Here is a 12,872-nt window from a genome sequence, read left to right as displayed (position 1 = left end):
TGCCAGCGGCTAGGTTTACGTACATGCGCATCGCCACCTGGAACGTCAATTCGATCACCGCCCGGCTCCCGAGGCTGCTGGCCTGGCTGGAGAGCACCGGCACGGATGTGCTGTGCATCCAGGAGACCAAGTGCACCGCCGAACAGTTCCCGGCGGACGCGCTCCGCGAGCTCGGCTACGAGTCCGCGGTCAACGCCACCGGGCGGTGGAACGGCGTGGCGCTGGTATCCCGCGTCGGCCTGTCCGACGTCGTCACGGGACTGCCGGACGGCCCGGACTACGACGGGGCGCAGGAACCGCGGGCGATCTCCGCGACCTGCGGCCCGGTCCGGGTCTGGTCGGTCTACGTGCCCAACGGCCGCGAGATCGAGCACGCGCACTACGCGTACAAGCTGCGCTGGTTCGAGGCCCTGCAGAAGGCCGTTGCCGCTGACGCGGCGGGCTCGCAGCCGTTCGCCGTGCTGGGCGACTTCAACGTGGCCCCGACCGACGAGGACGTCTGGGATCCGGCCCTGTTCGAGGGCGCCACGCACGTCACCCCCGCCGAGCGAGCCGCCCTCGCCGCGCTGCGCGAGGAAGGGCTGTCGGACATCATGCCGCGCCCGCTCAAGTACGACCGCCCGTACACCTTCTGGGACTACCGGGAGCTGCGCTTCCCGAAGAACAAGGGCATGCGGATCGACCTGGTCTACGGCAACGCGCCGTTCGTCGCGGCGGTCGAGGACAGCTATGTGGACCGCGAGGAGCGCAAGGGCAAGGGAGCGTCCGACCACGCCCCGGTGGTCATGGACCTCAGCATCTGAGGTCCGTTGTCAGTGGTGGCCGCTAGCGTGATTCCTGTCCTAATCGCGCTTGCTGGCTGCTTGCTGTGACCAGGACGGCCCCGCCCGTTCAGCGCCGGGCGGGGCTCCATCCACAGCTCTCGGTCAGACGGCGGGGACGCTGTCCCGGCCGCGCTCGGTGACCCGGCGCATTCCCAGTGACGCCCCGGCCGTGCCCAGTGCCAGGACCATCAGCAGGGCGCTGACCCACAGCGGCGACCGGAAGCCGAAGCCCGCACCGATCGCCAGCCCGCCCAGCCAGGGGCCGAGCGCGGCCCCCACATTGAACGCGGCCGTGGCGAACGAGCCGGACAGGGTCGGTGCCTCCGACGCCAGCCGGAACACCCACGAGATCAGCGCCGTGCCGGTGCCGAACGCGAGCATCCCCTGGACGAGGACCAGCGCCACCGTCGCGAACGGACTGCCGGCGGTCAGTGCGAACACGGCCCAGCCGACCACCAGCGCCACCAGGCCGAAGGCGGTGAAGGCGACCGGCCGCGCGTCGACGAGTCGGCCGGCGGCGGTGACGCCGATGAACGAACCCAGTCCGAACAACGCCAGCAGGCCGGGCACCCAGGCGGCGGTGAGCCCGGTGACGTGGGTGGCGAGTGGTTCGACGTAGGAGAACGCGCAGAACGTCGCCCCCTGCACCAGGGCACTGGTCAGCAGGGTCAGCAGCAGCCGCGGACGGGTCAGGGTCCGCAGCTCGACGCCCGCGGGAGCGGGCGTGGACTTGGGCCGCCCCGCCGGCACGGCCCTGGCGATCACGAGGACGGCCGGTACGGAGACCAGGGCGACGGCCCAGAACGCCGACCGCCACCCCCAGTGCCCGCCCAGCGCCGCACCGGCGGGCACCCCGGCGACACAGGCGATGGTGACGCCCCCGACCACCACCGAGGTGGCGCGGGCCCGGGCCTCGGGCCCGACCATGGAAACCGCGGTCACCAGGGCGACCGCCCAGAAGCCCGCATTGGCCAGTGCCCCGACGATCCGCGTGGCGAGGAGCAGCCCGTATCCGGGCGTGAGCGCGCCGATGACATGGACGGCGCTGAAGACACAGAGGAAGAAGACCAGGGCGCGGCGGCGCGGCCAATTCCGGCTGAAGAGCGCCATCAGCGGCGCCCCGACGATCATCCCGATCGCGAAGGCCGAGGTCAGCAGCCCGGCGGCGGGAATGGAGACGTGCAGGTCGGCGGCGATGTCCGAGATCAGCCCGGACAGCATGAATTCGGATGTGCCCTGGGCGAAGACGGCGAGCCCGAGCGCGTAGACGGCAAATGGCATGAAGGAACCCCATGGACGACTGATGGACGGACCAGGCAGGGGGTGTGGGCCCGCGCCCGCCCGTCGCGACGGGCGGCAACGCGGAAGAACGTCCGGGGTGTTCATGGACGTGATCCGGCGGCGCGGCAGGCGCCGGAGCCAGGGAATCCGCGCACGGCCGCATCGAGAGCGGTGCACGAGCGAGGAGGGGGAGCGCAGCCCACACAGCGGGGGTCCTGCGGCGGCAGCCGGTGGGAACCGACCCGGGCCGGTACTCGGCACCACGGGATCGGTTCGACGGCGGATCAGCCACCGGCGGACCGGTGGCTAGCCTCTGTCGGACTCGGGGCTGGACATGATCGAGAAACTACCAGCCCGCCTCGCCTCGCCTCCACCCCATTTTCCGCCGGAACCGTCCAGGGGTGGTGCGCGGCGTACGCTGCGGCGCGCGAACGGGCGCCCGCCTCGGATTCAGCACTCGAACGACAGGCCGCGCGCCCTGTGGTGCGTACCTCAGGAGGGATGCGACCCTGAGTGGTATGAACATCCCTTTCACGTTCCAACAACGGTCCAGGGATGGCGTCTGACCTGCAACTACCCGGGTTGTGTCACCGGGAGTGGGAGACGACTGGGAGTTAGCCCCACACTGCGTCTCCCATGCGGGCCGGGCACCGACTCCCACCGCTCCTGAAGCGTTTTCATGATGGCACGCTCCATCGGAACCGTCACGCTTGAGTACACGCCCTCAACGCCCGGAACTTCGTGCCCCATTCGCGACTCGACCGCGAACCGGCTGTGCCCGTCCTCGTCGAGCCAGGACTTCGCCCCATGCCGGATCAGGTACAGACGCTTCCCCGATAACGCAGGAACCTCCGGCAGAGCCAGACGCTCACCAGGCCAGCGCGGCCCCTCGTCAGCCTTCGCCCCGTCGGCGATCGGGCGCCAGTACTTGTGGTCGAAGTTCGCCGACCGCAAGTTTCCCCCGCTGATCGACGGGAACACCCACCGGGATTCGTGCTCCTTCAGGAGCCGCTCCAGCATCTCGGCGAGGAACGGGGGCACCACCAGGGTACTGAGTGACTCGTACTTCGGCGGGAAGAACTGCAACCCGCCCCCTTCGTACTGGACTTGGCGCTCCACCCGTACTGCGGGCATCAGCCCTTCGCCCTTGCCGTACCGCCCCACGTCCTCGGCGTAGCGCTCGGCCTCGTCAGGATCGACTCGCAGGTCCGACCCGGGCCACGCCGGGTAGCAGTACTCCCGGGTGAGGCCGTACAGCTCCGCCGGTCGCATGCCCGTCGCTGCCATCGTCCACATGAAGACGTACCCGGCCGGCCCGAGCACCGCGTGTGCGTTCCGCGCGAGGGCTTCGACGGCCGCGGGGGTCATGGGCGCCCGCCTCGGATTCAGCGCGCGGCATGCGCGACGAGCGCGACTGGCCCCAGTTCATCAAGCAGGGCGAAAAGTGGCCGTGGACCGCGTACAAGCCCATCGACGCCGACCAGTACACCGGCTACTCAGCGACAGGAGCGATCTGGTGACCGACCGCAACCCGCTCTACGGCGACGCCTGCGAGGCGTGCCCCACCTACGACGTCCTCCCGGAGTCCGCACTCCGCGACGGCATCGAGGGGCTCATCGCCGGCTACCGCTGCCCCAACTGCCGCCACACCTGGACGTGCGGATGGCAGATCGTCCCGGGCCGCGCGATACCGCCCGAGCCGGCCGTCGACTCGCCGATCTTCAACCGGCAAGTCACCGCCCAAGTCCACGAGCAAGCCGCCATCGCCCGAGCCCACAAGCATCTCAGTCGAGGAGACGTCGCATGACAACCACAACCGAGATCGCCCACGCCCACGGCTACACCGGACCGTTCGTCTGCCGGGACTGCGCCACCACCGCCAACCTGCACCTGATCGTCTGGGCCAACCCGGAGACCGGCGAGAGCGGAACCGCGCTGGAGTGCTGCGCCTGCGGCATTGCCGCCGGGGACCCGTCCGAGATCCACGACGACTGCGAGCCGGACGAGCCCGAGAGCGACGAGCTGGACGAACCCGACCCCGGGCCTGTAGTCCGCGTCTTCCGCCGCGACGCAGGCTGGGTGATGACCGGCTCGGACCCGGAGGCGTGCACCACCAACTTCCACCGCGAGCAGGACGGCCGGCCCGCCTGCACGGACATCGCGGCGTGGAAGGTCGTTGAAGACCACGGCATGCACCTGAGCATCGGCTTCTACTGCGACGCCGACCTGCCCGCCCAATACCGCCCGCGGGAAGGAAGCGCCGCGTGGCCCGCACGGTGACCCCCGACCCCGCCTCCGGCCGCATGAGCCCCGCCGATGGCTCGGGCGACGCGGACACCCCTCCGAGGCCGCCACGCGGGCGCACAGGGGCCCGCACGGGCCCAGCCGACATCGACGGGCCGATGCCCGGACAGACCGAGATCGAATTACGCCCCATGCAGCCGACCCTTTGGAGTCTCTGATGACCGACCACCTGCCCCACGACCCGTACATCACCGCCGTCATCGACGCACTCGCCGCCGCCGGCCTGGAGCCCGACAACTACTGGACGTCCGACGCCGAGATCGACCCCTACGCCACCGGCGACGACGCGGGCTGCACCACGATGCTGTCCGCCGTCATCGGCTGGGACGACACCGCGATCGACGAGGACGACGAAGCTGGCCAGGACGGCCTGTTCCTCTTCTGGGACCACCCCGCCGAGCAGTGGCAGTGGGCCCGCCCGCGGCCCGAAGGCGGAAACACCGAGCCCGAGTTCCTGCCCAAGCTCGGCCGGTACTCCGACCCGAACGCCGTCGTCGACACCGCTCGCGCGCTCCTCGCCGACGAGCCGCTGCCCGAGGGCTACGCCCCGTACTGGCACCCGGCCGACACGGTTCGTACCGCGGTCACCGCATGGGCCGCCACCACCCCGTGACGCACAGCTGGACGGCCCCGCCGGTAACGGGGCCGCCCGCCCCCAGCACACCACACCCTGCACGACGAACCCACCTGGAGAACCCGATGACGCAGCCCACCTCTCCTGCCGTCTGGATCGACGGCGACCTGCTCATGGAAGCCATCGCCGCCGCCGTCTGGGAGCAGTGCCACACCGAGCCCTCCAGCACCGTCGTGGACGACCCGCGGAACATCGCCGCCGTCGCCGCGGCGGCGGCCCGGCAGATCCTCGGCACCACCGAGCAGCAGCCCGCCGAGCCCGAGGCGCACCCGGCCGAGCACACCTGGGCCGCCGAGCTGCACGACCCGCTTGCCGATGAGTGGGTGCCCGGTACCCGGTACGTCCTCCGTGAGCGCGCTGTGAACCACCTGAAGCACGCGACCTCGATTGGGCCGACGTGGAAGGACGGCACCCCGACGCAGCGCCGTCTCGTCCGGGCGACAACCACGTACACCGTCGAGCCCACCCCGTGACGCACAGCTGGTCGCCCGCCCCGGGTCATAGCCGGGGCGGACGCCGGACCACTCCACCACACACCCCGAAGGAGATCCACATGTCGTACCCGCAGTTGCTCACCCCGGAAGAGAAGCTCGCCCAGGGCAAGGCCGCCCTCGGTATCCGTGACGTCGTCGTCCTCTGCGGCTCGATGCGGTTCGCCGACGCTATGGCCGAGGTCGCGATCGAGGAATCCGTGGCCGGCGCCCTCGTCCTCAAGCCTGACTGCAACATGAAGATCACCCACCCGCTGTGGGCTGACCCGGTGGAAGCGGAAGCCCTCAAGGTGCGCCTGGACGACCAGCACCGGCAGAAGATTCGCCTCGCCGACCGCGTGATCGTCGTCGGCGACTACATCGGCGACAGCACCCGCGCTGAGATTGCTTACGCGCGCCAGCTCGGCAAGCCGGTCGGCTTCACTCACCCCGAAGTCGACCCGGGTGCCGAGGAGACGGCCCGGTGACGGCCTCGCTGACCGGCAGACAGCGCGAGGTACTCCTCCTTGCCGCGAACGGGAACACCGCCGGGCACATAGCCCACTGGCTGGGCGTCAGCACCAACACCGTCAACGAAACCCTGGTCCGCGCCTACCGGGCCCTCGGTGTCCACGACCGCGCCCAAGCCGTTGCCGTCGCTCTCAAGCTCGGCGAGTTCGGGCTGGACGACATCCACGTACCGATCACCGAGCAGCAGCCGACCGCCTGACCCACCGCACCACCGGCCGGCCGGACCCCATCCGGCCGGCCACCCCGCCCAGCCCCACCGCACGCCCGCAAGGAGCCCGCCGTGAACGAGTCCGCCGAATGCCTCATCTGCCGCAGCGGCCTGTACGCCGACGAGTTCGGCAGGTACGCCTGCCGCCACTGCACCGACCGTGTCGACGAACACCTGCGTGCTCTCGCCGGACGCAAGGGCCTGTACGCCCGCCTGAGCTCCCAACTGGCCCCCAGGGTAGGGAATGGGGTGGCCCGGCGGTCTCCGGGAGCCGTGCAGCCCCCGTACCGCTCCGGCTGGATGTGCTCAACCTGATGACCGCCGGTGGCCCCGTTCTCGGCCCGCTCGAAACATGGGCGCGGGACTGGCGCGAGCACGGGCGGGCCGAGGTATGCGAAGCCGGGACACTGCAGCAGCGCGTCGACCACGCGGTGCGCACGCTCAGGTTCAACCTGCAGTGGGCCGCGGTCAATCACCCCGCTGTCGACGAGTTCGCCCGCGAGACGTCGCTCATCTCCCGCCAGTGTGAGGCCCAGGTGTCGGGGGAGCGGCGGCCGCGCACCGTGCCCGTCGCCTGCCCCTGCGGCCAGACCCTCCGCGTCACCCTCGACACCCCCGGCTGCCGCTGCCCCCGATGCGGAACTCAGTACGGACACAGCGAGTTGATGGACCTTCCGCTCGCCGAACGGCGGATCGCGGCATGACGAAGCGGCCGACCGCGGTCCTGCTCGGTTGGCCAAGGGCCGCGGGCGGGACAGGGCGGACGGGGGTGTTCCACCCGCCGCGGCTGGGCACACATGGGAGACCGCCACAGGGGAGGGAACTCGCAGTGAGCCGCAAGCTAACAGGCCTTCTGAAAGTTACCGCGATCGGTTTGGTGGCCATCGCGATCGTGGCCTGGTGGATTCTCTGCAACGGAGCCTTCGCGGCAGCGACCGCGCAGACAACGCTCAACGGCGAAATGTCCGGCGCCTGGTTCGGATACATCCTCGGCCTCTGCGGAACTCTCTTCTTCGCCGCTCTGGCGGGCGTTCCGATCGGCATCGCGATGGCCGTAACAGCATCCGCGGTCCGCGAAGAAGCGGCGCATTTGGGCTTCATCCTCGGAGCAACCCTTGGCGCCATCGCGATCCCCTGGCTCCTTTGGCATGCCGGCGTGCCATCACTCGATGCATTTCAAGGGGGATAGGAGTCCATGCCCAGGACAACCCAGCGAGGGGGCGGCGGGACACGACAAGGCCGCAGCCGGACATGGGTGTCAGTCAGTGACGGGGTGCAACTGCTCCGCCTCAAGGTCAACATCGAGGTCGGGGTGCTCGTAGTTTGCGAGGGCCAGGCCGAGGGCGAAGAACGTCGGCGCCCACTCACCCACGTAAATGCCCCAGTGATCCGCACGAGCCACCCCAAGGCGCTCGACTGTTATCGACCCGAACCACGAGGCGACCGACAAGCCGATCGTGAGGAAGCCGGCGCAGTAGGCGTGCTCGGACTTCAGGCCCTTCTCATGCAGCATCTTGACGATCATGGCTCTCCAAAGGGGAGTGAGGCCAGTGCTTCCTCCACCGTCGCGCAGGAGGCCACCCGCCGCATCTGGGGACATGGTGAAGCCCCAGCCATAGGACTGGGGCCTCGCCATGCAAGCTCTCAGCGGTACTCGGCGCGCGCCTTCACCAGCTGGGCGTGTACCGTCCGCAACTGCTCGACCCGCTCGGCCAGTGTGCCGATCACCGTCTCCAACCCATCCGGGTCCAGGCCCTCGACCCAAGAGTCCCGCATTACCTCGATGGAGACGTGCGGCCACGTCAGGAGTACCGGATAGCGGTGCCGTACCCCTGGTGGCCTGTTCGGGTCTCGATCGACTCGCCGGAAATGATGCCGTGGTGCGTGTGCGTATCTGGCATCGCGACGAACCGCACCGCGATGACCGCGTCAGCCCCTTGACTCGCGGCTATCGCCACAAGATTGGAATAAGCCTCAGTAAGAGTCCGGGCCTCAGCCCCCCAGATCATCCAGCTCAGCGCTATCTCACGCCCTGTCAATGGCGAATCTGTGGTGGTCATATGCACTTGCTGGCTCTGCTTCCCCATCGCATCAGTGTGCTGGTTGGCACAGCACCAACGAAACCCGGCCGCACCAACCGCCCACAAACGAGCCGGGCTACTCCGCGGGGAGCCGGCGGGCGACTTCAACCGCAAGGTCGATGGCCGCCTGCCCTGCCGCGCTGTCGTCGGCCAAGCGCAGCAGCAGGCGGACCACCTCCCGTGCCTCGTCCGCGGTCAGCAGCGGAAGCCGCGGGTCGGACGGGTACGTGCCGGCGACCGGGGGATAGGAGTCCAGGCCCAGGACAACCCGGCGAGGGGCCGGCAGGACACGGCGAAGCCCCAGCCATGTGGCTGGGGCTTCGTTTAGCGTCAGACCGGTCAGTCCATCTGCCGGCGCAGCACCCGCAGCGTGTCCACGAAGCTGAAGCCGCACTGTGCACCTCGCGGCCTGAGCCGAAAGGTACGAGGCCGGGTCGCGATCAACTACACCGCATGGTTCACGACTGGCTGGCCACCCACCGAGTTTTGGTTCGTGTCCCACAGCTCGACGTACACGTAGTCGGCCGCTCCAGCCCCCTCGAAGTCAACTGTGAAGTTGAAGCCCTTACTGGAGCCAGGCCCGCGACCACAAGCCGTCCGCGTCTCGAAGTACCACGTGCTTCCACGCCGGATTTGGAAGTTGGCGCTGGCACACCCCGTTGTATTCGACTTCACCGACCCAGTGATCTGAACACTGCGGTTGAAGAAGTTCACTGTCCCTGTCGTGTAACCCGTGCTCGGCACGTCAACGTTGAAAGTGCCACTGTCGATTGGTGCAGCCGAGGCCGAACCGGTCCCCAGTGTCGCCAACAGCGCGGCCGAGATAGCCGTCGCCGATGCCGCCTTGGCGAGAGTCCTCACGCGTTTCCCCTCCCAGTGGAACGAATTGGCATTCTTGATCGATGCCGAGGTGATCATAGAACGCCCGTTCGTTCATCCGTCAGGAGTGACGCGCTCTCGCGCTGACAACGCAACTGTCCCCGCCCGGATCTCCGGGCGGGGACAGTGCGCGTCACGGTCAGACCAGTCAGCCCATCTGTCGGCGCAGTACCCGCAGGGTGTCCACGAATGCCTGCGCTTGGGCGATGAAGATGTCCGCCTCGTCCGCGGTCAGGTCAATGTCCGTCTCGCCCTGGACGTACAGAAGCGGCTCAGCAACCTCCGACCCCTGATCTTCGCGATACAGCTCCGCGCGCAGCATCACCGCCGACAGGCCCGACAACGGCCTCGGGTTCGACAACTGGACCTGCTGTGACCAATGAGCCGTGGACGTCGGACCGAAGTGGTGGCCCATCGGGCGGTGACGGTCCTTGCACCACGACGGGCACGGAGATGGATGAGACACCGGGACGGACTGAGCCGGGACCAGAGCAGGCTCGGGCAGTACAGTAGTCATCGAGACTTCCTCTCCTACAGGGTGGATGGATCACTGGCCAGCGGTTGCGTCCGCTGGTTGAACAGGCCGGACGGGTGATGACCGTCCGGCCGTTCGCGTTCTCAGGGTGCTTTCACCCATGGGGCGGGGGTCCGGCTGGGGGCGAGGGCGCGCATGCTGGCCGCCACGAACGTGCCGAAGCCGTGGAGTCGCCGGATCGAGCCGTCGTTGGCGAGTTCACCGAAGGCGCGAACGACGGTGCCCTTGCTGACGCCGGAGGCCGCCGCCAGGTCCAGGGCGTCCGGGAGCCTGTCTCCTGCCTGCCATCGGCCCGCATTGATCTCGGCTCGGATAAGACCAGCCAGGGCGGCTGACTTCCCGCGAGGCGACGCCTTGACATCAGGCCAGGCCATCGGGTCGAACGGCGCCAACTCGTGGTTGTGACTGCCGTTGTAGGTGGGGCGCTCCGCGCGGATCGTGGCCGCTTCGATATCCAGGGCTTCGCGCCAGGATCCGTCAAGCCACGTGAGCTGCTTGCGCGCGACGTCTTTCCACCACCACTTCAGCAGCGCGTGCCGCTCCCAGCGGGCGTCCGGATCCGTGGTGATACCGACGTACAGCAGCCGCTCGTCGGTGTCGTAGAGGCGGTAGAGCGCGGTGCGCTTGGGGGTTTCGGGCATGCCGCTCCTTCATGGTCATCTTCACTTGGGTATCCAAGACGACGCACTGAAAGTAGCGCCAGTGGCGCGGAGCGTGCAAGTGGTGCGACGAATCGCGACGCAGGTAGCGTCGAGTCATGGAGATGCCAGAGGTGGAGCGGCGCCAGCGCTTCGCGGATGCCAGGGTGCTGCGGCTATCGACGGCGGATGCGGCAGGCAAGCCGCATCTGGTGCCAGCCACTTTCGCTGTTGTGGGGGGCCGAGTGGCGATCGCGGTGGACCACAAACCGAAGCGGCATAGCAACCTGAAGCGGCTTCGGAACATCCAGGAGAATCCTGCTGTCTCCCTGCTCGTCGATCACTTCGACGAGGATTGGGGGCAGCTCTGGTGGGTGCGCGCGGACGGCCAGGCGCGAGTGCTTGAGAACGTCGATGCCGACGAACTTGTACAGGCGCTTCTATCCAAGTACGACCAATATCGCGACCGGCGCCCGAGCGGACCAGTGATCGAAGTTCAGGTAAACCGCTGGTCAGGGTGGGTGGCGCGCACGGAGTAGACGCGCAACTTGGATATCCCGCTACGCTTTCAATGGGTATCCAAGTAGTCAGGAGCGCGATGTCAGCCGACCCGTCCAAGGTTCCGCCCTTCAGGCGGATCGCCAATGAGCTCAGAGCGGAGATCCTCCGCGGTGATCTGTCGCCCGGAGACAAAATTCCGTCACAGGAGCAGCTTGAGCAGCGCTTCGGGGCCAGCCGTGCCACCGTGCGCAAGGGAGTGGCTGTGCTGGCGACGGAAGGCCTCGTCACCACTAGCCAGGGAAAGGCCTCCATCGTCCGGGAGCGCCCCAACGTGAGTCTGCGACAGACGGGCAGTATCTATCGGGCCCGCCGTGCGACTGGGGAGGTGAACTTCAACGCTGAGGCCCGGGCTCAGGGGCAGCGGGTTCATCAAGAGATTCGCGAGGTGGCCGAAGCGCCGGCCCCGGAGGCGATCGCCGAACGCTTCCGGCTTGCGCCGGGGGCACCCATGGTTGTCCGTCGGCTGCTCTTCGTTGCGGATGGCAAGGACGGGGCGGGCGACACTCCTCTGCAATTGTGCGATGGCTACTACGATGCGACCGTCGCGAGAGGGACTCGGCTGGCCGATGCGCGTCTGATCAAGGGGGGCGCCAACGCCCTTATTGAGGACCCGGAAGGCCCCATCGGGCGTCGCATCACGCAGTTCATCGAAGACCTCGACATCCGAATGCCCTACCCGCACGAGATCGAACAGCTCAACATCCCCGTTGGTGTGCCTGTTGCCCGCGTGGTTCGTACCGCTTACGACTCTGCTGGGGATGTGCTCGAAGTCCTCGACTCCATCGTCCCCTGTGACCGGCATGTCTTCCGGTACGTGATCGATGTGTAGGCAGTGTTACCCCAGATGAGCCCCCAACTGTCCTGCGGTTGGGGGCTTTTTGCTGTCCTCGAACCTGTCGCAGTACTTGCATACCCAAGCTGTACTGGCTACGGTTGCATCAGTCGAACTTGGATAACTAAGTTTGGGAACCCAGTCCTGACCTGCCCAAATGACCGGAGGCCTCTGTGCCCACGCCCAACGACGAACTCGCCGAAGAGCTCGCCCAGTTGCAGGGCGCGCTCAAGCCGGCAGAGGTCGCCGAGTACCTGGAAGTCCACCCCGCGACCGTCTACCGCCTCATTGCCAGCGGCCAACTGCGCACCGTCCGAGTCGGAAGCGGCCAAAAGCGCCGCACCGGCCTGAAGGTTCCGCAGTCCGCCGTCGTCGAGTATCTGCGCAGCTCCCGCGCCACCCTCACTCAGCCCACTTCGGAGGTGGCGTGATCATGAGCACCGCAACCCCGACCCAGTCGACGGCCCTGATATCGAAAGCTGACGCGGCGGCCCACGAGATGGCGTCCTACGTCCGCACCCCCCGCGAGAACCGCATCCTGGCCGAGCCCGCGCCCCCCACCACGTGCCGCCGCGACTACGAGGCCGGCGCCGATGTCCGCGCCACGGCCGACCGGCAGCAGGCCCGCGCGCAGCGCTAACCCCTTACCGCCGCGGTCGCGCGGTGAGGCCCCAGCCCCCGCGACCGCGGTACTTCACCACACCCCAGACCACCCTGAAGGGCACCACCATGTCTCCGTACCTGATGACCGCGACCGACCTCGCCGCCCTGTCCGACGGCGACGACGCGACCGTGTCCGACCTCGCCACCCACCGTCGGGCCCGGATCACCGTCGCCCAGGCCGAGCAGGCCGCCGCCGGCGTCGACACCGACCGGCTCGGCCGCAACCTGCTGGACGAGTTCCGGGCCGCCTGGTCCGCCGGCGACCACGACCAGATGACGGCCGTGATCCTCGCCGCGATCGAGCTCGACCAGGCCACGCCGGGCGAGCCCCGCCTCATGGACGAGATCCGCGGCATCAACACCCCCGCCGCCGCCTGAACTTCCGAAGCCTCTGCCGCCAACACCAGTACCCACCGCCTGACCACCGCGCC

24 protein-coding genes are annotated in these 12,872 nt (G+C 68.4%); 16 read left to right on the top strand and 8 right to left on the bottom strand.

From position 1 onward, the window contains the following. Positions 1-23: 23 nt before the first annotated feature. Entirely contained in the window at positions 24-803 is a 780-nt protein-coding gene (locus tag OHA19_RS08200) for an exodeoxyribonuclease III (protein WP_405718080.1), read from the top strand. Positions 804-926: 123 nt separating this feature from the next. Here the strand turns inward: OHA19_RS08200 and OHA19_RS08195 are convergent, their stop codons facing one another. After that, the gene (locus OHA19_RS08195; RefSeq protein WP_405749784.1) at positions 927-2,105 is read right to left on the bottom strand and encodes a Cmx/CmrA family chloramphenicol efflux MFS transporter; all 1,179 of its coding nucleotides are present in this window, start codon (positions 2,103-2,105) and stop codon (positions 927-929) included. A 573-nt stretch (positions 2,106-2,678) separates the two neighbouring features. Further along, positions 2,679-3,473 (bottom strand): hypothetical protein, encoded by a 795-nt coding sequence (locus tag OHA19_RS08190; RefSeq protein WP_405749783.1) that lies wholly within the window; start codon positions 3,471-3,473, stop codon positions 2,679-2,681. Between the two features lie 29 nt (positions 3,474-3,502). On the opposite strand from OHA19_RS08190, the gene OHA19_RS08185 reads away from it, so the two are divergent. From OHA19_RS08185 to OHA19_RS08140, 10 genes are all read left to right on the top strand, one after another. Next, on the top strand, positions 3,503-3,625 hold the full coding sequence (locus tag OHA19_RS08185) for a hypothetical protein (protein WP_405718087.1): 123 nt from the start codon (positions 3,503-3,505) through the stop codon (positions 3,623-3,625). Then, complete coding sequence (locus OHA19_RS08180; RefSeq protein ID WP_405718089.1) at positions 3,622-3,912, top strand: hypothetical protein; 291 nt, start codon at positions 3,622-3,624, stop codon at positions 3,910-3,912. The genes OHA19_RS08185 and OHA19_RS08180 overlap by 4 nt, the downstream gene beginning before the upstream one ends. Beyond that, positions 3,909-4,385, top strand: coding sequence for a hypothetical protein (locus tag OHA19_RS08175; RefSeq protein WP_405718091.1), 477 nt, complete (start codon positions 3,909-3,911; stop codon positions 4,383-4,385). Before OHA19_RS08180 ends, OHA19_RS08175 begins: the two co-directional genes overlap by 4 nt. Before the next feature lie 181 nt (positions 4,386-4,566). After that, complete coding sequence (locus tag OHA19_RS08170) at positions 4,567-5,022, top strand: hypothetical protein (protein WP_405718093.1); 456 nt, start codon at positions 4,567-4,569, stop codon at positions 5,020-5,022. Positions 5,023-5,108: 86 nt separating this feature from the next. Continuing rightward, a complete protein-coding gene (locus tag OHA19_RS08165) occupies positions 5,109-5,516 on the top strand; it encodes a hypothetical protein (RefSeq protein WP_405749781.1) in 408 nt (135 codons plus the stop codon). An 80-nt stretch (positions 5,517-5,596) separates the two neighbouring features. Beyond that, positions 5,597-6,001, top strand: a complete 405-nt coding sequence (locus OHA19_RS08160; protein ID WP_405718099.1) for a hypothetical protein — start codon at positions 5,597-5,599, stop codon at positions 5,999-6,001. Further along, positions 5,998-6,243 carry a LuxR C-terminal-related transcriptional regulator gene (locus OHA19_RS08155; protein WP_405718101.1) on the top strand — a complete coding sequence of 82 codons (246 nt, stop codon included), beginning with the start codon at positions 5,998-6,000 and terminating at the stop codon, positions 6,241-6,243. Before OHA19_RS08160 ends, OHA19_RS08155 begins: the two co-directional genes overlap by 4 nt. A gap of 81 nt (positions 6,244-6,324) precedes the next feature. After that, the gene (locus OHA19_RS08150) at positions 6,325-6,567 is read left to right on the top strand and encodes a hypothetical protein (protein WP_405749780.1); all 243 of its coding nucleotides are present in this window, start codon (positions 6,325-6,327) and stop codon (positions 6,565-6,567) included. Next, on the top strand, positions 6,567-6,956 hold the full coding sequence (locus OHA19_RS08145; RefSeq protein WP_405749779.1) for a hypothetical protein: 390 nt from the start codon (positions 6,567-6,569) through the stop codon (positions 6,954-6,956). The genes OHA19_RS08150 and OHA19_RS08145 overlap by 1 nt, the downstream gene beginning before the upstream one ends. Before the next feature lie 125 nt (positions 6,957-7,081). Further along, the gene (locus tag OHA19_RS08140) at positions 7,082-7,441 is read left to right on the top strand and encodes a hypothetical protein (RefSeq protein ID WP_405718110.1); all 360 of its coding nucleotides are present in this window, start codon (positions 7,082-7,084) and stop codon (positions 7,439-7,441) included. A 69-nt stretch (positions 7,442-7,510) separates the two neighbouring features. Here OHA19_RS08140 and OHA19_RS08135 read toward each other — a convergent pair whose 3' ends face one another. The 6 genes from OHA19_RS08135 to OHA19_RS08110 all read right to left on the bottom strand — a co-directional run bounded on the left by OHA19_RS08135 (position 7,511) and on the right by OHA19_RS08110 (position 10,388). Further along, positions 7,511-7,777 carry a hypothetical protein gene (locus OHA19_RS08135; RefSeq protein ID WP_405718112.1) on the bottom strand — a complete coding sequence of 89 codons (267 nt, stop codon included), beginning with the start codon at positions 7,775-7,777 and terminating at the stop codon, positions 7,511-7,513. Positions 7,778-7,896: 119 nt separating this feature from the next. Further along, positions 7,897-8,058: a DUF6907 domain-containing protein gene (locus OHA19_RS08130; protein ID WP_405721978.1), complete on the bottom strand. Its 162-nt coding sequence runs from the start codon at positions 8,056-8,058 to the stop codon at positions 7,897-7,899. Continuing rightward, positions 8,055-8,339, bottom strand: a complete 285-nt coding sequence (locus OHA19_RS08125; protein WP_405749778.1) for a hypothetical protein — start codon at positions 8,337-8,339, stop codon at positions 8,055-8,057. Before OHA19_RS08125 ends, OHA19_RS08130 begins: the two co-directional genes overlap by 4 nt. A gap of 438 nt (positions 8,340-8,777) precedes the next feature. After that, the gene (locus tag OHA19_RS08120; protein ID WP_405749776.1) at positions 8,778-9,251 is read right to left on the bottom strand and encodes a hypothetical protein; all 474 of its coding nucleotides are present in this window, start codon (positions 9,249-9,251) and stop codon (positions 8,778-8,780) included. 109 nt (positions 9,252-9,360) lie between these two features. Continuing rightward, entirely contained in the window at positions 9,361-9,729 is a 369-nt protein-coding gene (locus OHA19_RS08115; protein ID WP_405749774.1) for a DUF6907 domain-containing protein, read from the bottom strand. Positions 9,730-9,830: 101 nt separating this feature from the next. Beyond that, entirely contained in the window at positions 9,831-10,388 is a 558-nt protein-coding gene (locus tag OHA19_RS08110) for a GntR family transcriptional regulator (RefSeq protein WP_405749772.1), read from the bottom strand. Between the two features lie 116 nt (positions 10,389-10,504). Here OHA19_RS08110 and OHA19_RS08105 point away from each other — a divergent pair, with 116 nt between their 5' ends. The 5 genes from OHA19_RS08105 (at position 10,505) to OHA19_RS08085 (ending at position 12,819) form a co-directional block, all read left to right on the top strand. Beyond that, a complete protein-coding gene (locus OHA19_RS08105) occupies positions 10,505-10,924 on the top strand; it encodes a TIGR03668 family PPOX class F420-dependent oxidoreductase (RefSeq protein ID WP_405718124.1) in 420 nt (139 codons plus the stop codon). A 59-nt stretch (positions 10,925-10,983) separates the two neighbouring features. Then, complete coding sequence (locus OHA19_RS08100; RefSeq protein ID WP_405749771.1) at positions 10,984-11,775, top strand: GntR family transcriptional regulator; 792 nt, start codon at positions 10,984-10,986, stop codon at positions 11,773-11,775. A gap of 176 nt (positions 11,776-11,951) precedes the next feature. Then, positions 11,952-12,209, top strand: coding sequence for a helix-turn-helix domain-containing protein (locus OHA19_RS08095; RefSeq protein WP_405718129.1), 258 nt, complete (start codon positions 11,952-11,954; stop codon positions 12,207-12,209). 2 nt (positions 12,210-12,211) lie between these two features. After that, complete coding sequence (locus OHA19_RS08090; protein WP_405718131.1) at positions 12,212-12,418, top strand: hypothetical protein; 207 nt, start codon at positions 12,212-12,214, stop codon at positions 12,416-12,418. Between the two features lie 89 nt (positions 12,419-12,507). Beyond that, on the top strand, positions 12,508-12,819 hold the full coding sequence (locus tag OHA19_RS08085) for a hypothetical protein (RefSeq protein WP_405718134.1): 312 nt from the start codon (positions 12,508-12,510) through the stop codon (positions 12,817-12,819). Positions 12,820-12,872 lie beyond the last annotated feature (53 nt).

It is taken from the genome of Streptomyces sp. NBC_00012 (assembly GCF_045040875.1).
Lineage (GTDB): Bacteria > Actinomycetota > Actinomycetes > Streptomycetales > Streptomycetaceae > Streptomyces.
Note: the sequence above shows the minus strand (reverse complement) of the source record. Positions and strands in the feature narration are given on the sequence as shown.